Below are 18,962 nucleotides of genomic sequence, written 5' to 3'. Positions count from 1 at the left end.
CCCAGGTTAGCGTTTACAATAGGGGTAAACGCTAAATGAGGTGAAGATATGGCAGGTTTCCGTTGCATGAATCACCCGGACCGTGAAGCAGTTCATCAATGCGGCAGATGCGGCAAGCCGCTATGCGAGGAATGCTATGATCCGGATCTTGGAAGATGCCGCGAGCACTGCGACGAGCCGCTGGTTAAGCCGCAGCCCAAGGGCCGAAGCGCTGCCTTCCGGGCCATCGTAGCCATCCTGGCCATTATAGGGGCGCTGACGGTGCTGCTGGCTGCGATCTGCGGAGCCTATATCTTCAGCCTTTCATAATAGTCAAAGGAGCGCGCCGATGGAATTCCCCATATATCTCGTTATCGGTTCCTGGCGGATTCATCCGCATGTGCTGTTCGAGTCGCTCTCTTACTTTATCGGCTTCCGGGTGTATCTGTGGACCCGGCGTCCGAGCGAAATGTCCCGGCTGATGAGCCTGCAGATTTTGGCCGGAACGATTCTCGGCGCTGCGCTCGGCGCCAAGCTGCTGTTCTGGCTGGAGGACCCGTTGGCTACATGGGAGCAGCTCCGGCAGCTTCACTTCCTCTGGGGCGGGAAGACCATCGTCGGCGGTCTGCTCGGCGGATTGATCGGCGTCGAGCTGACCAAGAAGTGGATCGGCTGGACCCGGTCGACCGGCGACGATTTTGTGTATCCGCTTATCCTGGGCCTCTTCATCGGGCGGATCGGCTGTTTCTTGACGGGCCTTGACGACCATACGTATGGCACCGCGACAACCTGGTTCACCGGTATCGACTTTGGCGATGGGGTCAGGCGGCATCCGACCCAGCTGTATGAAATGGTCTTTCTGCTGGCGCTCGCGCTGCTGCTCATCCCGCTGTACCGGCGAAGCCGCGCGCCTCTTGGCGGAGCGGCCGGTTCCTTTTACCTTTCGGGACGGATGTTCCAATGGTTCATGTTCGGGTATTTGTCGTTCCGGTTTGCCGTTGATTTTATTAAGCCGACGCTCCATCCTTATCTCGGACTTAACAATATACAGCTTGCCTGTCTCGCCGGTCTAGCCTATTACGCCTGGCTGCTGTGGTTTAGAGGGCGTGTCCGCCGTTCTTCTGCGCTGCGCAGAGATTCGAAGCTATAAATAAAAGCGTGGCAGGCGCCCGGCGGTTCCGGCAATTCCAGCCACTGTTCATATTTTCCCATTCCACCCGCAAAGGAGTCTTGTCATGCCGAATCGACCGTATCTCTACCATGAACTGACCACAAGCATCTGCTCCGTCTGCTACCGCAAAGTCGAGGCCAAGATCATCCAGGAGAACGGGCGTATGTATATGGTCAAAAGATGCCTGGTTCACGGCCCGGAAAAGGTGCTGATCTCCACGGACGTACCTTATTACAAAAGAACCCGGGAGTTTATCAAGCCTTCGGAAATGCCGCTGCAGTGGAATACGCCGATTAAATACGGCTGCCCGTATGACTGCGGCCTCTGCCCGGATCATGAGCAGCACAGCTGTCTGACGCTGCTGGAGATTACGGATCACTGCAACCTGAGCTGCCCGATCTGCTTCGCCGAGTCGTCGCCGCACCGCACGTCCTACCGGTCGCTGGAGCAGATCGAATTCATGCTGGACCGGATCGTCGAGAACGAGGGCGAGCCGGACATAGTGCAGATCAGCGGCGGGGAGCCGACGACGCACCCGCAGTTTTTCGAGATACTCGACATGGCCAAGAGCCGTCCGATCAAGCACATTATGGTGAATACGAACGGCGTCCGCATTGCCAAGGACCGGGAGTTCGCGCGACGGCTCGCTTCGTACATGCCGGGCTTCGAGATTTACCTTCAGTTCGACAGTCTGGAGGCGTCCGTGCTGAAGGAACTGCGGGGCGCGGATTTACGGCATATCAGAGAAGAGGCGATTCGCCATCTGAACGAATTCAATATTTCGACAACGCTCGTCGTCACGCTGAAGAAGGGCCTAAATGATGGGGAGATCGGCTCGATTATTCAGTACGGGCTGAAGCAAAAGGCCGTGCGCGGTGTGACGATTCAGCCGATCCAGGCGGCGGGAAGGCTGGAGGGTTATGACCCGGCGACGGACCGGCTGACAGTAAGCGAGGTGCGCCGTAGCATTATCGACCAGTCGGGCGTGTTCGGGGAGGCGGATATTTTGCCGGTGCCCTGTCATCCGGACTCCCTTGCTATGGGCTACGCGCTGAAGCTGGGCGGGGCGGTGCTGCCGCTGACCGGACTGATTGACCCGGATATTCTGCTTGAAGGGGGCAGCAATACGATTGTGTTCGAGCAGGACCCGGAAATCCGGGGCAAAATGTTCGAGCTGCTCTCCACCGGCCACTCGCCTGTTTCGTCCGCATTATCGCTGAAAAGCCTGCTCTGCTGTCTGCCGCTTGCCGCCGTGCCGGAGCAGATCAGCTATGACAATGTGTTCCGTGTCATCGTGATGCAGTTTCTCGATGCGCATAATTTCGATGTGCGGTCGGTGAAGAAGTCGTGCGTGCATATCGCCCATCCCGACGGACGGATCATCCCTTTTGACACCTACAATCTGTTCTACCGGGACGATAAGGAGCAACTGCTGGAAGGGATAAGGAGCGAGATCATGACCGCATGGGACGAGAAAGTCCAGTAGGGGGAGCCTGCCGCAGAGGGAAGGCCGGGTAGAGGGAAAGGCGCTGACGAAGCGGCTAACTGAATCGCTAACGACTTCGTTCAGTCTGTGCTGCTCGTAAAAGTCGTTTGCCATGGCGAGTTTCACGCCTAAATCACTAACGACTTCGGTTCAGTCTGTGCCCGGTGTATGGCGGCTGGCATTTTCCTGCAAACCTGCAGGTTTTCTCAGGTGCATTTCGCGTAGGAAGAAGTGATTGGTGCGAATGTGCAGGTTTTAAGCTGATGATATCGCCAATCGGGGTGAGGCAAGGGGGAGTGCCTGCACTTTTGCAGGAATTGGGGCGGGGAGGCGGATTTCCATCGATAAAAGATGTACCAACGCAGGAATCTCCGCAACCCTCCGACCCACCGAACAACCAGCTCGCCACCAACCCATCACCCGCCAACCCGCCAACAAACCCAAATCAAACTCCTCCCTCCAATGAAACACTAACTCATCGACCCACTGACCTACCAACCCACCAACCAATCCATCCATCCATCCATCCATCGCCCCCTTCCCACGCATCTACTAACTATCCCTATGGGCTGTCCTTTTTTTATGGTTAGGTAACGATGAACCGCTCGTCAAAGCTTCTGGCGGATATGGTATATAATAACGGAAGACGCCTTAAAGGCTAAGACCGGCGCAAGAGGCATGGCGTACCAACGGAATAAGGAGGGAGCGGCCGAATGTCCGATCCGTTAAGAGAGGAAATCAGACAAAAAATCGTGAACGGCGATTTTCACTGCGAAAAGGAGCTTACCCTGTCCATCATCAGCGGAAAATGGAAGGTCGTGATTTTGTGGCATCTCGGCGTGGAGGGTCCGCACCGGTTCAGCGATTTGCAGAAGCTTTTTCCGAAAATTTCGCATAAAATACTGACCCAGCAGCTTCGCGAATTGATGGAGGACGGCATTGTTCACCGGGAGGTGTATCCCGACATTCCTCCGAAGGTGGAATACTCGATGAGCGAGCTTGGGATGACGCTTCTGCCGATTGTCGAGATGATGTACGAGTGGGGGAAGATGCGGATCGAGAGAATGAAAGGGGAGCTGGGAGCCGGAAGCGAGGCTGAACCATCCCGGACTGCGTGCGAGACAGCCTGCAAGGAAGCCGGGGCTGGCCCGAAATAAGGGTTATTAATTTGGGTAGGCCGGTAACCTTTTGGTAACCTCTGTACTAAAAAGTGCATTCTTCACAGGACGCGGCGGCTGCGCTACAATGTGACTCGTGAAGATAAACTTGGGGAGGGACCTTTACCAATGAGTAAAAAAGCGCTGCTTATTATTCCGCCGGACCGTTTCAATGAAGACGAACTGTTTCATCCGAAGGCTGAGCTTGAGAACGCGGGCATCGCCGTAACGGTGGCCAGCACGAAGACAGGGGAAATCACAGGCGACAATCAGGGAAAAGTAAACGCCGAAGTGGTATTTTCCGACGTTTCCGCTACGGACTATGACGTTGTGGCGGTCATCGGGGGCTCCGGTACAATTGACTATCTGTGGGGCGACGACAAGCTAATCCAATATTTAAAGCAGGCCTATGAGCACAAGATTCTCGTTGCCGGCATCTGCGCAGGCTCTGTCGCGGTTGCGAAGACGGGTCTGCTTGCCGGACGCCAGGCGACCTGCTATCCGGTTGATGCGATGATTGATGAGCTGAAAGCAAACAACGCGGACTATGTGGTACAAAATGTGGTGGCGCATGACGATATCATCACCAGCAATGGACCGGACGGCGCGCGGGAGTTTGGCCAGAGCCTCGTTGGGGCATTAGGTTGAAGTAACAGCCCGTATAAGAAAAGCAGCAAGTCTCCGATACCCGGAGACTTGCTGCTTTTTGTTTCTGGTCTGTGATGCTCACACTTCCTCCAAAACCTTGCAGCAGGAAACGCCCTAGAGCATTCAGAAATCAGATGATTAAACCTATTCCCATGATAGAGAGTTTATAAACTGAATTGTTTGATCGCCTTCAACAATCTCACCGATAGGGTAAGCCTCGCAACCTTTTGACTCCAGATGCTGTATGATAAAACCGACTTCGTTCTTAGAAGCGACCAGCACGATGCCTACTCCCATATTAAAGGTACGGAGCATATCTTTATCGTCTACACTGCCGTAACGCTTAATAGTCTTAAAAACTTGCGGTACTCGGATTTGATCAAGATTAATCTGCGCAGCAGTATGAATAGGCAAAATGCGATTCAGATTTCCTTCTATTCCTCCTCCCGTGATATGGGCCAGACCGTGTATTAAGGAAGTGTCGAATAAGCCTTCTAACTCTTGGTAATAACACTTATGCGGTTGCAAAATAGTATCCATAAACGATTTTCCGGTTATGGTTTCCGTTTTTATTTCGGGACGCTCCTCCATTAATTTGCGAACCAGTGAGTATCCATTAGTATGAAGCCCATTAGAGGCCAATGCAAGAACAACATCCCCAGCTTTTATGCGGGAGCCATCAATAATTTTGCTTTTATCCACCACGCCTAGGATGCTTGCATTCAGCATATAACCGCCTTCGGGTAACACACGGGGCTGCTCGGAAGTTTCACCACCGATAAGCTGGCAGCCCTGCTCCCTGCTGGCGTCGGAAATGGCGCGAACAATACGGAGCACAATTTCTTTTTCTATTTTTCCGCACAGAATAATATCAAGGACAACCTCAGGCTTTGCCCCCATTACGATGATATCGTTGATTAAGTGATTGATGAGGTCATAGCATATATTCTCGACCTTATCCTGCTCGAAAGCCAACAATTGCTTGGATCCAGGCTCTTCCGCTTTAAGAACCAATACCGGGTTGTCGACACCAGGAAACTTGGCTTCAAATAAAGAGGCAAAGGCTCCAGGGCGGTTTAATATTCTGGAGTCACTTGTTTTCATACTGTCAGCCATTTCCCTTTTGGCTTCGTCTGCGGTATCAATATTAACACCCGATGATTTATAAGAAAATTCTTGAGTCATGTGTTCGCCCCCACTGTTTTATTCAAAAGTTGATTTTAAATATATGCGCTCAATCTCGCATCGCTGTCCTTGTGATAATACATGCATAACCTGATCGGCGACATCATCGGCATTAAGGGAAATCGGACGGTCTCCCGGCTTCTTTCCATTAAAAAAGGTGTCGACACGTCCCGGACCGATAGTTGTAACTGTAATCGGAGTTCCTTTCAATTCTTGCCTGACGGAATCTGCGAAGCCTCGAAGACCAAATTTCGAAGCGCAATATAAACTACCTTCGGCAAATCCTATATGATCTGCGTCGGAGGTAATATGAATCAGCCTGCCGAAGTTCTGTCGCTTCATGTGCGGCAGAACATACTTTGTAAGCAAGAAGGGTATGGTGAGATTTAATGTTAAAACTCGATTCCAATGATCCAGCTCCAAATCTTCTGCTAAAGCGAACTTGCCTATTCCTGCGTTATTGATTAAGATATCGATCCCTTTGGATTCCCGCACTACTTGAAGTATGGTTTCAATAGAGAGGGATATATCTGTAAGATCACAAGAATACAAATTCAGGTTAGCGGTCAAATCGGGTGCGACATCTTGAGGATTTTTTGTAATGGCATACACAGTGTATTGGCCCTGATTAACTAGCTTTCTAGCGATTGCTTTCCCAATACCCTTACTACATCCCGTTAATAGAACAGTTTTGTTCTTTATGACTCATCAGCTCCATTATCATTGTTATCAGATTTTTTGTCTGATTGCACACGGTATGTTTACTAACAAGCACAATTTGGGATTTATAAATAATACTTTCTTCCGTCAAATTATGCAATAGTAAAGTTTTCCCGGTTTCCACGCAATCTACACAGCAATTGTATATACTTGGTACTAACGCTTCGCTTGATCCTGATATATTATCAATGGTTACATTATTTTTGTTTGTCCTGCTAAAAAAATCACGAGTAATTCTTGGGAACTCCGTGATACAGCGAATGGTCGCGTTCTCGCTTAATACAGGACTATCTTTATCACTGATTAGGCTAATCCGGGTATCGCACCAGTCTAGTTCCTTATGAATGTATAGATCGGAACCATTCTCATAAAGCCATTCTGTAGAGGTAATCCCTAAATCCAAACATCCTAATTCGATAAGCCTCGGAATATCTCTATGTTTCAGCAAATAATAATGAACATCGCCTTGATCAAAAAAATGCAGCTTGTCTTTGTTGATGGGAACTCTTAATAAGTCTTCGATTAACGAGATTGACTTTCGCTTTACGACTCCTTTAGGCATTCCGAATCGAATCAACGCTTCCCCCTCCTGCGATCTCCTTATATACCGACAATATTTTGGTGAAACAATTTTCTTCCCTATAAATCTCACCCTGTGCGTCAAGCCATTGGGCCATCCCGGCTTTCAGACCTGTTAGAATACTTGGATTAAAAAGGCATTCTATCACTTTACTTTCAAGTTCCCGTGAGTGTTCTTGTTTAAACAATAAACCATTATATTCATGTTTAATGATTTTAAGAGATGCGTCGTTCCGTGTTGCAACGACGGGTGTACCAATGAACATCGCTTCCAGAAGTACCGAGCTAAAATTGCCTTTTTGCCTGGCATCAATGAGAAGGGTAGCTGTTCTGAGGAGTTGGCCGACGCTTGCTCTGTCTAAATATCCTGTGAATATTACCGCATTTCCTATACCAAGTCTCTTCACTGTTTCGTCCAATAATTTTCGGTGAATTTGTTCCGGGTGATCATCCTGTCCAGCAATGACTAAACAGCAAGGTATCTTCTTGACGATTTCTGCGAAAGCGGTCAATATGGTGACAATTCCTTTTTCCGGACTAAAACAGGAGTTCACGGTGGCTAGAATAGGCGTTTTTTCATCTATGTGAAGCTTGCTATCCTTGCTATCTAGAAAAATCCGCTCATCCAGAGGCATAGGAATTTCCAATATGTTCTGCCCAATACATTCTGAGGAGTACATGCTGCATATTTTGTTTTTAATGGTTTCGTCCGTAACTAAGATCCGGCTTGCGTTAGAAAAACTTCCGTCAATAAGCCACTTAATTCTCCGATCATGCTCGTATCCGAGATTAACATCTCTTCCGAAGCTTGACACGATATATGGTACTTCGGTCAATCCAAAAGCCACATAAGCACCAAAGCTGTTAAAGGAACCATAATGGGCATGAATCAAGTCCAATCCTACTATTTCGTGAAGTTCTACTAAATAGTTTACTATGGCCGACAATGATTGGGCATAATCCACAGAACTTACTTCACGATCGTCAATAATAGGATGTTCCAGCAAAAAGGGGACGATTTTAATGTATCTCATAAGCTCGTCACTCACGTCATCTGGAGGTTTGCTCCCTAGCAAATATGCTTCATGACCGTGAGAATGCAAAAACTCAAATAAATTCTTGGCATAAATTATACTGCCGGAGTTATATGACAGATCAGCCGAAGGCACTATGGCAATCTTCATTATTTCATCCCTTTATTAATATAATCATAAGCTTTTACTGCGCAATCGGAATCGAAAATATCCGCACTTATATAGTGCACCTTGAAGTTGCGGATCAAACGTCTAATTAAAATATTTTCAGTGCCTAACAGGCGCATTCGTTCCGAAAAGCTGGAATCCCTATGAGTATCAACCATGTCCTCCTTTAAATCATAATTTCCTATTGCTGCCGCAAAGTAGGTGATAAACGACAATGCTGTTCTGTCATCCAGCGGAGAGCATACAAATTGCCCTTTTCGGTTACAATCGACAATATAAATCGCTTGAATTTTGCTGTTAGCCTTATCTCGGTGATCAGGTAAAATGTAGCTCTCACGCGCGTCAGAGTCTCTTATCCTTCTCCAGCTATTAATGCTCCATGCTTCATAATCTTTCACCATTACATGGGTATTCCCGGCAAAATAGTAACCAGATTGTTCTAAAAAGGAGGCAAGTGTTGTTTTACCGCTTTTCCCTCTCCCAAGGAGCAAGATTGCTTTCTCATTTTTCAGCAGCATAGAGGCTTTCAAGTGCAGTGCGCCATGATCTAAGGACATGCAGGTAATTATCTGCTTCAGTGCATAAGACCAAATAATTTTCTCATAGGCTTGCTGCGACCCGCAGTCAAGTGTAATGCTCAAAGCATCGCGAGCAAGCTGTATTCTTCCCGAAACACCATGATGATGCCCCAGATATATCCCCCTTTCAAGCATTTCCTGACGATAGAATTTTGTTTCCGGCGGCAGTTCGTGGTGGAGATAAAGATGATATTGCCTATCAGCAAACGTTTTGGTGTATGAAGCTGAGCCAAGCACACGCTCAGCCAGATAGGCTGAATTAGTGGATTGAATAACCAGGTTTCCGAACGGCATGGCGATTTCCCTGCTAAACATTATTACAATCCACTCCTGAACTATGCGATTGAAGTTCTGGTCCCTCACTAGCATATTTCAAGTGACCATACTGGCTGAGCTGCCTATTCATTTCTTTTGTAAACGTTTGCTCCAATGCTTCTGTTATTCGGATGTCCAGTATGTTTCCTAGGCATATAATCCAGGCCATCAAATCTCCCAGTTCCCCTGTAATATCTTCCTTTGATTTTCCCTTTCGAATCGCCGCTACCACCTCGCCCATTTCCTCTACCATCCATATGATGGATTTATTTAGATCGTAACGGCCATATAAGGTTAAAGAGAATTTTTGAATAATGTCCAGTCTCTCTACCAATTTTGTAATATTGTCCATATCTAAAATTGTACCTCCCACTATAAATTAATATTTTCTCTTGTTTGCTCACTCATTCTTAGATTTACAGCCATTGACTTGATGAGAGTTGGAGAAGTCATGTAAGGATAACATTATTTCTGGTGGAGCCGGTGGCGGGAATAGAGAGGAGGGGGAATTTGTCCCCAGCCCATGGATATTTCCTATGATCGCACAATGGATATCCACACCCTACTCTTGACGGCTTACCCTCCCATGTCACGCGGGGTCTTTGTCCTTATGGAAATGATTCCTACGGCTGCTCTGTGCTTCAATTGTCGTTGGTCATTCCAGTCCGGTGAGAAACATGAATTCGGTTTTTCTTAAGCCGCCATCTGTAACTGAGCCTGAGTACCGGCCCTAAAACGTCGTTTGCATTGTACGGAAGTTGCCTTGGTACCTAACGTGTGAAGGACGCGAATCAGCTTCCGACACAAGGCGACAATCGATTGCTTTTTCTTGAGCGGATTTTGACTTCGCTTCGTGAAGTACTGGTGCAGGGCCTTAAACTCGGCGTTCTTCGCTACCATGGGCATCACCGCCCGGAACAGCAGGGCTCGAAGTCTTGCTCGTCCACGTTTGGTAATGCTGGATTTGCCTTTTTTCTTTCCCGAACTGTTCTCTTTGAGGTTCAGTCCGGCCAGCCGAATAATCTGCTGTCCATGCTCGTAACCGCTCAGATCCCCAACTTCCGCCAGGAACCCCGCCAAGGTGACCACAGCCACGCCCGGTACGGTGAGCATCTCTTAAGTTCCCGGGATTTGAGAGAGTAGACGCTCCACCTCGGTCAGAATCTCTTCGAGCTGTCTGGCGAACATTTCATACAACTCCAATAGCGTTTTGATCTCCATTTTCGCTGCAGGAAGTCCCTCTGCAAGCCCGATAGAGGTTCTTGCCGTTTCCACGAGTAGCCTCGCTCGTTTAGAGCCTACAGCTCGCTTCACATCTTTCTTCCACCTCTGTACAATGGCGTCTGCACCGCGCTCTGCGATTTCTCCTGGAGTCGGGAACTCACCAAGCGTGATTCGCGATGCTTTTACTTCCCAGTCCTTAAAGACCTGCGTGTATTCCGGGAAGAAGCGATCCAGCCAGTTCTGCACCCGCCTTTGCACCTGTCCGAAATTCACCATAATCTTCTCCCGAAGATTCATGAGAACCCGTAGATCCGCATAGATGCTCGTCGGCAGTTTGGGTTCGCTGTACTTCCCGTTTCGCACCAAATCGGCAATGACCTTGGCGTCTTTATAGTCGTTTTTCGTGGGTGAATTGTCTTCAAGTTCTTTACTTTTGTGTACGTGATGCGGATTCACAATGACCAAAGGAATGCCCTACCGCGCTAAATATTCCGCCAGCGTAAACCAGTAGTGTCCGGTGGGTTCGATACCGAAGATAAACGTCCGTCTTGGCATGCTCCCGCTGAAGCTCCTTCATCCACTGAATCCGGTGCGGTTATTTTGGAACACGCAATCCTTCGCCTGCTCAATCCCGCGAAAATCGATGGCGCGGACCACGTGGGTTTCTTTGGCGATGTCTGCGCCTACGACAAGGGTCTTTTCGGGAATTCGCATAATCCGTTGATTCTGTTTCTTCGATTACTTATACTTCATAGTGAGCATCCTCATTTTTAATTAGGGCATGAATGTGATCGCATTCGAGACCCAGCATACAGGAGGCGCTTTTTTCTTTCAAATTAATTCATTACAGGAATAGCTCCTTAATTCAAGATAATAGCTTTATGTCAAGCAGGTCATTCAAAGATTGGATTTGCTCTGCAGTATGTGGATTAATGTCTAATAGTAGAGTCGCACAAACGTTTGCATAAACAGGTTGTTGAGTCCTGAAATATTTTATGAAATAAGAATGTAGTGTTCCGAAAATGTCTTGTTGTGTTTTTAAAAGTTTGTATTCCTTGATATACTCTCTGCCCCAGCTATTTATTCTTAGTTGTTTAACTCTGTCATCTCTAATTTTGAATTTTTTCGCTACGGTAAACCGGTAAACTAGTTTAGCTTCATCTACAGCAATAAAAGCGCGATTCAATATGCCTGGTTCGGAAATTTGTCCCAGGGCCACTCCAATTAAATGGCTGACGGATGCATCATCTAGAATATAAAAGTGGTAATGTGTCTTACCTTCCTGTTTTAGTACCAAGTCTATCGTATAAAGAGTAAGCAGAATTACTTCACCGATATCTGCCTGATACGTACCTATGCGGAATTTTGGAATTCGATTCTGCATTATCTTGTAGCGTTCAATAGGATTAAGATCATCCCATTCGATATTACTCACCATTGGCACTACATCCCCTTATTTAATAATATGACTTCTATTCCTGACTAAAACGTTTTCAATAACCATGTATGCTTTCTTCTTTTTTAATGTACCTTCATAGAATTCAACCTCCGGCACCTTGATATTTGTTAATGCCATACATCCAAAATTTATAACTAGCATAATATACAGCAGGACCAATAATTGGGGTGAACCATAAGATTGATCCGGTTAAAAAGGATGTATTATTGGATAGAAGAAACGCTGATGGAAAGAAGTTAACAAAAGCTAAAGGTAAAACAAACGTCAATAACAATTGTATAAAATAACCATAAATTTGAATCGGGTATGAGATGAAATCTTTGAAATTGAAAAACAAATCAAATAAGTAATTGGTTTTAATCCAAATAAATGACATTGCACCGATTAGAGTCATTATTGCGGCATAAATCATAGAACTACTAATAATACTTAAAATCAGATAAAGAATTTTGATAAATGTCCAATCCATATCTATATTCGCCCATGACCAGATAAATATAGAACCAGCTAAGATCAAATGGGCTATATAACTTAAATTTAAACCTCTACATATCAAATAAAAGTAGGGGTTAACTGGTTTAACCAAATAATGGTCCAGTTTCCCACTTTGAACCTTATCTTCAACTTCCCTCATCTGAACATATGAAAATGATGCTCCTAATGCATAAGTAAGCAATCCCATACTGTAAAGTATAGAAATCTCGGGCCAAGTCCATCCTGATATGTGATTGAATTTACGAAGAAAGAGCCAAATAACAAGAAATTCTCCTCCATAAGCTATCATTTGTGCTATCGCAGCTAAAATAAAATCTGCTCGATATTCCATTCTTTCTTTTATCAGTAAGCGAAGTAATTTTCCAAGTAACGACATTGACATTTTATTTCTCCTTTCCAAATCATCCTCCTTGCACTACGAGTCTTTTAACTGCCCTCCACCATAGACATTGAACAATTAAAAAAAGCACTCCTGTCCAGCCGATTCCAGTGAATAATACTATGAGAATTTTCGAACTGGGTATAGTCCCAAGATACATTGCAGCTGGAATGTAACCTAAATATTGAAAAGGGAGTGCTTGAGCAACATTAGCCCATGATGAAGGAAAGAACCACAAAGGAAGAAATGAACCTGAAAACAAAATAATTAATCCATCAAGCGTCCAACTTAAGGCAAAATGATTTAATAACCAAAAAGCAATTAATGATATCAGATAACCCAAATAAAAGGAGATCATTACCGCAATAAGCAATGTTATGAAAAAGGCTATCAAATGAATTTCTGAAGCTGGAGGTAACATACCAAAGAAAAACAAAGCAATAATTAAAGATGGAATTACAGTAAACAAAAGTTGATATATAGAGTTTCCTAGTCCATCAGCCAAAAGATATAACGAATAAGAAAGGGGTTTAATGAGCTCTAGGGCAATATCTCCAGTTTTGAGTTTTTTGTCCACTTTGTTACTTATAATAGAATTCAAAAGTAAAGCATAAATTAGTATATTGATAATACTATAAGTTACCATTTGTTGAATCGTATACCCTTCTGTTCCCCCCAAACCAATAACTGCTTTCCATATCGCTGCCTGAATAAAAATTACAAAAAAGTTCCCTAACAGTCGCAACCATACCTCAGAACGATACACAAGCTGATTAGAAAAAGATTTCATTCCGTATTTAAGATAAATCTTCAATAAACAACCTCCATTCAACCCAACTTGCTTGATTCCATTTTTTTTTCATTCAATTGTTGATATAACTTACGGATAACAGAGTCGATATCTATATCTTCTATCGAAAAGTCTTCAATGGAATAGCATGCTGAAAGTTGATTCATTATCTCAAAAGTTGATTTGCTACTCCGTTCAACTAAATAAATTTTTCGTAATCCATCATCCTTAGTTAAAATTGCTTCTGGAATCTCAATTCTTCCAGGATCTTGATGAAATTTAATTGTCATTTGACGTTGATTACTAAGCTTTTCTCGAAGTTCCGTTACTGTTCCGTCGTATATAATATTTCCTTTATTTACAATAATCATCCGTTGGCATATTTCTTCAATATCCTTCATGTCATGCGAAGTAAGAAAAATTGTTACCTTTTTTTCATTATTTACTGTTCGAAGAAACCGCCTTATTTGATCCTTAGCCAATACGTCAAGTCCTATAGTCGGCTCATCCAGAAATAGGATTCGGGGTTCATGAAGAAGTGAAATTGCAATTTCAACACGCATTCTTTGGCCAAGGCTAAGTTGTCGAACAGGTTTATTAATAAACTCACCAATACCTAGCAAATCAGTATATAAAGCTAGACCCTTCTTATAGTCGGGTTCTGATATCTTATATAAATATTTGTGTAAATCAAAGGAATCTATTACGGGTAGATCCCACCATAATTGACTTCGCTGACCGAAAACCACCCCAATCTGTTGAGCAATTCTCTTACGTGATTTGTGTGGAAACTCACCAAGAACCTTCAACTCACCTTTAGACGGCACCAAAATACCTGTCATCATTTTAATCATTGTCGATTTTCCAGCCCCATTTGGACCAAGATAACCAACTGCTTCTCCATCTTCTATTGAAAAAGACAAATCTTTTACAGCTATTTCTTCGATATACTCTCTAGTAAATAAGTTTTTCAATGCACCAAAAGATCCGGAAAATCGTCGATATTGCCTATATTGCTTCGTTACACTACAAGCTTCAATAATTTTCATATAATTCTCCAATTCGATAAAATCAAATGATATTATATTGTTCAGTACTATTCATTTTTTTGATAAATATTGTGAAAGGTGTTTTAATAATTGTTCCCACGAAAACTTCTATAAGGATATTGCTATACAAGAATTTGTAAAAGCAAAGCCCCCTGGACTAATGTCCCAATAATATTTAACATTATAAAAGGGGTTTTCTATTATAGAAAATCTGAATAGAGCTATTTGACGGGGGCTCTTAGTCTCCATTACCTCATCAATAGGGATTTCAACTTTCATAACACTAGTGTTCTGTAAATGGAGTACTGAAACTTCCCTCTTATTTGTTTTATATCTAATTTTATCATCCCAAATTAATTCAATACTTTTCCAATAGTTTTCGGAATAAGTTATGTCCATAAAAATAATCGCGAAATTATAATTATACATAAATTGGTTAGAAACATTTTCAAAATAAATATAAAAACAAATATTATCATTTTCTTTTTTTATAAGATATCTCAATCTCAACTTAAATTTAGGTGTTAAAACACTTGCATAGTGATAGTTATCTATTGCATTAACATTGGTTTCTTCGTTTTGTATGAATTGAATATTCCCTAACTCTTTATCTATACAATAATTTATAACTTGTCGTTTGTATCGATTTTTGATTTCAATATCTGAAGCAAATACCAGTTTATCAATGGGCTCTCCCCAGTTCCATTTTGGTTTTACCAGCATGAACGACTCTACAATGCTTTTTTTAATTATAGTTCCAAACAAGTCATTTATTTGATGAAGTATCAGATGGAAAACATGGCCGAGCTTGTATTGATTACTTTTGGTGATAACAGAATCCCAACTTTTGGGATTAATGTACTTCTTTATATAAACAAAAATGTCCAAGTAACTCCTTAATTTTGGCGTACCTTCAAGCATATCGTTATATGCATTTTCACATAAGCAAAAAAATGTATGAAATACATCGAAGGTTGGAATGCATACACCGTTCACTGTTATAGGAATTCTTGATGCAATAAATGTTTCCAATATCTTTAGGTCTCTTATTTCTTCATGTAAAAATCTTTGTAGTTCTATGGAAATATCATGATGATCGCTTCTTGAAAAAAGTTCAAAACATTCATGATGATCAAATGCTTTTAAAAGGGGGAATGGTAAATCTAGAACGTCCTTACTAGAATTTTCATAAGGATTCTCTACTCCAACTACAGAACGATAACCAAACTCGCCCAGCAACTCATAAACGATAGGTATATCTTTTTCAAAGAGTAAAATATCAATATCTGATGTTTGCCGACTATATATATCGCCGTACAATAAAAAACTAAGAGGAAGACCCTTCATTATTAAAAATGAAAATCGATCATTCCCAAGTTTATCTAATACTTGTCTAATTATATGGAGCATACGATCTATTTTTTCAATGTGGCTCTTGTATTTAGTTTCCCATTCTTCTAATAGATTTATTGACAAACTATGATAAACCGCTTTAAATACCAGTGGAAAAATTCCTTGTTTCACTGATAGAGATAATACAATATTCCAATTTATGTTATCTATTTCTATTTCACTTGATTTGTTTTCACCCCTAGCAATCTTGCGCAATATTGATAAAAGAACTTCTTCATCATTTGTTATAACCAACAGATATTCCTCCTTTTTAAAATATTGTTTAAAATTAGCGCTCTTGAAGCATAGATTCTTAATATAATTTAACTAATCTGAAACTTCACCCGGGATATTTGTCGAACGTTAGCTTGAAAAAGCGCTTTCATAAATTGGGTATTAATTTTAGATGTTTTGTAAATTACCCTCCTAAAGATAATATTTTTCACATACCGGAAACAACATTCTCAATGGAATTTTCCATGTGAATAAACAGAAAATAAATCCATATATCACCCATTATATGAATAACATTTTAATTAAAGTAATAAATTGGAATATCGTTGTTCACAATGTTAAAACGTTTCTTCATTTCTGTCAATAAAAAATATAACCAGTAAAAAATATAACCAGTAAAAAATATAACCAGTAGTTGGCTGGATACAATGCTTTCTTCATTTTGTTTTAATTACCTCTGATTTGAGCATTCAATCTGTAATATTTCACAAAATAAAATATAAAAAATACTAAGGTTCTACACAAAATAAAGTGTTTGAGGTTACGTAATAAATATGCTTTAGAAAAATAGAAAAAAATTTGAAATTACCATATATGGAAATAATTCAAGGATCGAAAGTCGATGAACAAACCATTCACATTGAAGTTTGTCAGGTTTCATCTAGGGCCTGTACGCAAACTGTACAACTCGTAGAAATCTAGTAAAATAAGGAACATGAGACGAAGATACGAGTTAACGGATGAAGAATGGAATATACTTGAACCCCTGTTGCCCCCGGCCCGAAAAAAACAAGGAGGACGTCCGCCTAAGGATCGGCGCCAGATGCTCAATGCGGTGCTCTGGGTAGCTCGAACGGGAGCGCCATGGCGAGATTTACCGGGTTATTATGGCCCTTGGTCTTCCGCCTACAGTTTTTTCTGGCGATTGCAGAAAGCAAACCTTTGGGATGAAATATTGAAGCATGTCGCCATCGAACCGGATTGGGAGCAAGTGATGGTCGATGCCACCATCGTCCGCGTCCATCAATATGGAGCGGGCGCAAAAGGGGGCAGGACCGGCAGGCCATCGGGCGTTCGCGCGGAGGATTAACCACTAAAATTCATGCGATGGTGGACGCGCTCGGCTATCCGCTGCGTTTCGAATTGACGCCAGGACAAGACCACGATTCGGTCACCGGCTATCGACTTCTTCATGAATTGGACTTCTGCCCGGGCGAAGTGTTGGCTGATCGCGCCTACGATACGAACGCCATTCTGGAGCTTTTGCAAAGCCGAGCGATCACTCCGGTGATCCCAAGCAAACGCAATCGGCGGGTAAAGCGTCCGTTAGATTCTGAAGCGTATAAAGAGCGACACTTAATCGAATGCTTTTTCAACAAAGTGAAAAACTATCGAAGACTGGCGACCCGCTATGAAAAAACAGCGAATATGTTCATCGCTTTTTTGACGTTGCTTTCCATTCGTTTATGGCTCAAATAGGTTTGCGTACAGGCCCTAGACAATAGGATCTATTCTTATTCTTCCTCCTGCCCGAATACATAAAAATAATCCTCTTCAGGCCATCCTATACACGAAAGGATAGCAGCTACGCGAGAAGAAGGAGAGGTTATGATTTATGAGACATTATGAGTCCAGTATGCGAACGAACAGCACTGTGGATCAGGCGCAGGATTCGGCGCAAAAACTGCATAACGCCGTCAGCCAAGCGATGAGCCATCCGACGGAGAAGGCAACCAGGCAGGCCGAGAACAGTCTGGAGCATGCTGAGCGGGCGATCAAGCACGCGTCGGAGGGATCGGTGCAGGGGCATGGCGTGGATTTGGCGGAGGAAATGCTGGAGGAAGAAAAGAAGAGACTATCCTCTTTGAATAAGCAGGGGCATTAATCCGTACAGCAGGCAACCGGCATAAGAAGAAACGTTTCTATATACAGGCTTCCGTCATGGGCGGAGGTCCTTTTCATTTTGTATTCCGGAAGAGGGGACTTTAGGGTATATATTAGGAAAGCGGAAAATCGTTAAAGGCTGCGATGACGGCAAAAGGAGGCGTGACAATGACGGAAATAACGTTTGGTTCCGGAGGACCGGAAACGCAGGAGGAGCTGCGTGCGGCGCTTGAAGAAGTGAGAAGCTGGGAGAAGGAACAGAGACAGCTCATGATCTGGGAGCGGGTGACCCGGCTGCCCTTCAAGCTGCTGGACAAGATTACCCCCAAGATTGTCCATGAAAAAATAGGCCTGCTGCTGGATGAGCTTGGCAGCTATATCCAGAACGGCGGCAACTACCTCGTGGCGGGACGCAAGGTTGGCGAGCTTATGAACGAGGTGAGCCGCGAGGCGGGAGGAAAGGCGGAAGGTCCGTATCCGCTGGCGGTGATGGATGAAGCAGCGCGGCGGCTGTCCAAAAGCCGGAGCAATTACGCCACGGCGCAGGGGGCGACCACGGGCTTTGGCGGTGTGTTTACCTTGGCGGCGGATATTCCCGCCATCCTTGGCCTGTCGCTGAAGGTGATTCAAGAGATCGGCCTGTGCTATGGGTATAATCCGCTCGAGAAGGAGGAGCGTATCTTCGCCGTAAAGGTGATGCAGCTCGCTTCTTCCGAAACGATCGGCAAACGGGCGATTCTGGAAGAGCTGAACCTTGAGCTCGGCAGGGACGGCGGGAATTTCGGCGGCGAAGGCGCAGCCGTATCGAAAATCCAGGGCTGGCGCGAAGTAATCGCCGCTTACCGGGACAACTGGAGCTCGAAGAAGCTGCTGCAGATGATTCCCGTCGCCGGAATGTTATTTGGAGCGTATACTAACCGCGAGATGCTGAAGGGGGTGTCGGAAGCGGCCCGGATGCTGTACCGCAAACGGCGAATTCTCGCCAGACTGGCGGAGACCGGCGAAACACCGCTCTAACACCATAAGCCAGGTTCCT

19 protein-coding genes and 1 pseudogene are annotated in these 18,962 nt (G+C 44.3%); 8 read left to right on the top strand and 12 right to left on the bottom strand.

Annotated elements, in window-relative coordinates; genetic code table 11:
- The first annotated feature begins 48 nt into the window (after positions 1-48).
- The 5 genes from PDUR_RS25860 (at position 49) to PDUR_RS25835 (ending at position 4,441) form a co-directional block, all read left to right on the top strand.
- Positions 49-309: a hypothetical protein gene (locus PDUR_RS25860; protein ID WP_042208767.1), complete on the top strand. Its 261-nt coding sequence runs from the start codon at positions 49-51 to the stop codon at positions 307-309.
- Positions 310-328: 19 nt separating this feature from the next.
- Positions 329-1,129, top strand: coding sequence for a prolipoprotein diacylglyceryl transferase (locus PDUR_RS25855; protein WP_042208766.1), 801 nt, complete (start codon positions 329-331; stop codon positions 1,127-1,129).
- Positions 1,130-1,214: 85 nt separating this feature from the next.
- The gene (locus tag PDUR_RS25850; protein ID WP_042208765.1) at positions 1,215-2,636 is read left to right on the top strand and encodes a radical SAM protein; all 1,422 of its coding nucleotides are present in this window, start codon (positions 1,215-1,217) and stop codon (positions 2,634-2,636) included.
- A gap of 713 nt (positions 2,637-3,349) precedes the next feature.
- Positions 3,350-3,793 carry a winged helix-turn-helix transcriptional regulator gene (locus PDUR_RS25840; protein ID WP_042208763.1) on the top strand — a complete coding sequence of 148 codons (444 nt, stop codon included), beginning with the start codon at positions 3,350-3,352 and terminating at the stop codon, positions 3,791-3,793.
- 129 nt (positions 3,794-3,922) lie between these two features.
- Positions 3,923-4,441, top strand: a complete 519-nt coding sequence (locus PDUR_RS25835; RefSeq protein WP_042208762.1) for a DJ-1/PfpI family protein — start codon at positions 3,923-3,925, stop codon at positions 4,439-4,441.
- 144 nt (positions 4,442-4,585) lie between these two features.
- Here the strand turns inward: PDUR_RS25835 and purM are convergent, their stop codons facing one another.
- From purM to PDUR_RS25775, 12 genes and pseudogenes are all read right to left on the bottom strand, one after another.
- On the bottom strand, positions 4,586-5,626 hold the full coding sequence (purM, locus tag PDUR_RS25830; RefSeq protein WP_042208761.1) for a phosphoribosylformylglycinamidine cyclo-ligase: 1,041 nt from the start codon (positions 5,624-5,626) through the stop codon (positions 4,586-4,588).
- 18 nt (positions 5,627-5,644) lie between these two features.
- Positions 5,645-6,286, bottom strand: a complete 642-nt coding sequence (locus tag PDUR_RS25825; RefSeq protein ID WP_330217270.1) for an SDR family oxidoreductase — start codon at positions 6,284-6,286, stop codon at positions 5,645-5,647.
- Between the two features lie 7 nt (positions 6,287-6,293).
- Positions 6,294-6,923 (bottom strand): ATP phosphoribosyltransferase, encoded by a 630-nt coding sequence (hisG, locus tag PDUR_RS25820; protein ID WP_042208759.1) that lies wholly within the window; start codon positions 6,921-6,923, stop codon positions 6,294-6,296.
- Positions 6,901-8,109 (bottom strand): glycosyltransferase family 4 protein, encoded by a 1,209-nt coding sequence (locus PDUR_RS25815; protein ID WP_081949690.1) that lies wholly within the window; start codon positions 8,107-8,109, stop codon positions 6,901-6,903. Before PDUR_RS25815 ends, hisG begins: the two co-directional genes overlap by 23 nt.
- Positions 8,109-9,020, bottom strand: a complete 912-nt coding sequence (locus PDUR_RS25810) for a hypothetical protein (RefSeq protein ID WP_042208758.1) — start codon at positions 9,018-9,020, stop codon at positions 8,109-8,111. The genes PDUR_RS25815 and PDUR_RS25810 overlap by 1 nt, the downstream gene beginning before the upstream one ends.
- A complete protein-coding gene (locus PDUR_RS25805) occupies positions 9,013-9,372 on the bottom strand; it encodes a MazG nucleotide pyrophosphohydrolase domain-containing protein (RefSeq protein ID WP_042208757.1) in 360 nt (119 codons plus the stop codon). The genes PDUR_RS25810 and PDUR_RS25805 overlap by 8 nt, the downstream gene beginning before the upstream one ends.
- Positions 9,373-9,713: 341 nt before the next feature.
- Positions 9,714-10,958 (bottom strand): annotated as a pseudogene (locus PDUR_RS30415) (IS110 family RNA-guided transposase).
- Between the two features lie 151 nt (positions 10,959-11,109).
- The gene (locus PDUR_RS25795; protein ID WP_042208756.1) at positions 11,110-11,682 is read right to left on the bottom strand and encodes a hypothetical protein; all 573 of its coding nucleotides are present in this window, start codon (positions 11,680-11,682) and stop codon (positions 11,110-11,112) included.
- Between the two features lie 103 nt (positions 11,683-11,785).
- Positions 11,786-12,580, bottom strand: a complete 795-nt coding sequence (locus tag PDUR_RS25790; RefSeq protein ID WP_156130634.1) for an ABC transporter permease — start codon at positions 12,578-12,580, stop codon at positions 11,786-11,788.
- A gap of 19 nt (positions 12,581-12,599) precedes the next feature.
- The gene (locus tag PDUR_RS27585; RefSeq protein WP_052410407.1) at positions 12,600-13,391 is read right to left on the bottom strand and encodes an ABC transporter permease; all 792 of its coding nucleotides are present in this window, start codon (positions 13,389-13,391) and stop codon (positions 12,600-12,602) included.
- 14 nt (positions 13,392-13,405) lie between these two features.
- Positions 13,406-14,416: an ABC transporter ATP-binding protein gene (locus tag PDUR_RS25780; protein ID WP_042208755.1), complete on the bottom strand. Its 1,011-nt coding sequence runs from the start codon at positions 14,414-14,416 to the stop codon at positions 13,406-13,408.
- A 108-nt stretch (positions 14,417-14,524) separates the two neighbouring features.
- Complete coding sequence (locus PDUR_RS25775; protein ID WP_042208753.1) at positions 14,525-16,063, bottom strand: nucleotidyltransferase family protein; 1,539 nt, start codon at positions 16,061-16,063, stop codon at positions 14,525-14,527.
- A gap of 694 nt (positions 16,064-16,757) precedes the next feature.
- Here PDUR_RS25775 and PDUR_RS29005 point away from each other — a divergent pair.
- The 3 genes from PDUR_RS29005 (at position 16,758) to PDUR_RS25755 (ending at position 18,943) form a co-directional block, all read left to right on the top strand.
- Positions 16,758-17,521 (top strand): IS5 family transposase gene (locus PDUR_RS29005; RefSeq protein ID WP_156130632.1). Its coding sequence is split into 2 segments (ribosomal slippage): positions 16,758-17,094 and positions 17,094-17,521, totalling 765 coding nucleotides; the frame shifts between segments, so codons are not numbered across the junction.
- 136 nt (positions 17,522-17,657) lie between these two features.
- Positions 17,658-17,927, top strand: coding sequence for a hypothetical protein (locus tag PDUR_RS25760; RefSeq protein WP_042208749.1), 270 nt, complete (start codon positions 17,658-17,660; stop codon positions 17,925-17,927).
- A gap of 167 nt (positions 17,928-18,094) precedes the next feature.
- On the top strand, positions 18,095-18,943 hold the full coding sequence (locus tag PDUR_RS25755; protein WP_042208748.1) for an EcsC family protein: 849 nt from the start codon (positions 18,095-18,097) through the stop codon (positions 18,941-18,943).
- Positions 18,944-18,962: the final 19 nt, after the last annotated feature.

Origin of the sequence: Paenibacillus durus (assembly GCF_000756615.1) — a bacterium.
Lineage (GTDB): Bacteria > Bacillota > Bacilli > Paenibacillales > Paenibacillaceae > Paenibacillus_AQ > Paenibacillus_AQ durus.
This window is presented reverse-complemented; position numbering and strand designations above follow the sequence as displayed.

Excerpts from the sequence above, each read along its gene's own strand:
- PDUR_RS25790 (WP_156130634.1), bottom strand. The coding sequence starts at position 12,580 with ATGTCAATGTCGTTACTTGGAAAATTACTTCGCTTACTGATAAAAGAA.
- PDUR_RS25850 (WP_042208765.1), top strand. The coding sequence starts at position 1,215 with ATGCCGAATCGACCGTATCTCTACCATGAACTGACCACAAGCATCTGC.
- PDUR_RS25810 (WP_042208758.1), bottom strand. The coding sequence starts at position 9,020 with ATGTTTAGCAGGGAAATCGCCATGCCGTTCGGAAACCTGGTTATTCAA.
- PDUR_RS25795 (WP_042208756.1), bottom strand. The coding sequence starts at position 11,682 with ATGGTGAGTAATATCGAATGGGATGATCTTAATCCTATTGAACGCTAC.
- PDUR_RS25855 (WP_042208766.1), top strand. The coding sequence starts at position 329 with ATGGAATTCCCCATATATCTCGTTATCGGTTCCTGGCGGATTCATCCG.
- PDUR_RS25755 (WP_042208748.1), top strand. The coding sequence starts at position 18,095 with ATGACGGAAATAACGTTTGGTTCCGGAGGACCGGAAACGCAGGAGGAG.
- PDUR_RS25760 (WP_042208749.1), top strand. The coding sequence starts at position 17,658 with ATGAGACATTATGAGTCCAGTATGCGAACGAACAGCACTGTGGATCAG.
- PDUR_RS25835 (WP_042208762.1), top strand. The coding sequence starts at position 3,923 with ATGAGTAAAAAAGCGCTGCTTATTATTCCGCCGGACCGTTTCAATGAA.
- PDUR_RS25805 (WP_042208757.1), bottom strand. The coding sequence starts at position 9,372 with ATGGACAATATTACAAAATTGGTAGAGAGACTGGACATTATTCAAAAA.
- PDUR_RS25815 (WP_081949690.1), bottom strand. The coding sequence starts at position 8,109 with ATGAAGATTGCCATAGTGCCTTCGGCTGATCTGTCATATAACTCCGGC.
- PDUR_RS25780 (WP_042208755.1), bottom strand. The coding sequence starts at position 14,416 with ATGAAAATTATTGAAGCTTGTAGTGTAACGAAGCAATATAGGCAATAT.
- PDUR_RS25840 (WP_042208763.1), top strand. The coding sequence starts at position 3,350 with ATGTCCGATCCGTTAAGAGAGGAAATCAGACAAAAAATCGTGAACGGC.
- PDUR_RS25860 (WP_042208767.1), top strand. The coding sequence starts at position 49 with ATGGCAGGTTTCCGTTGCATGAATCACCCGGACCGTGAAGCAGTTCAT.
- purM (WP_042208761.1), bottom strand. The coding sequence starts at position 5,626 with ATGACTCAAGAATTTTCTTATAAATCATCGGGTGTTAATATTGATACC.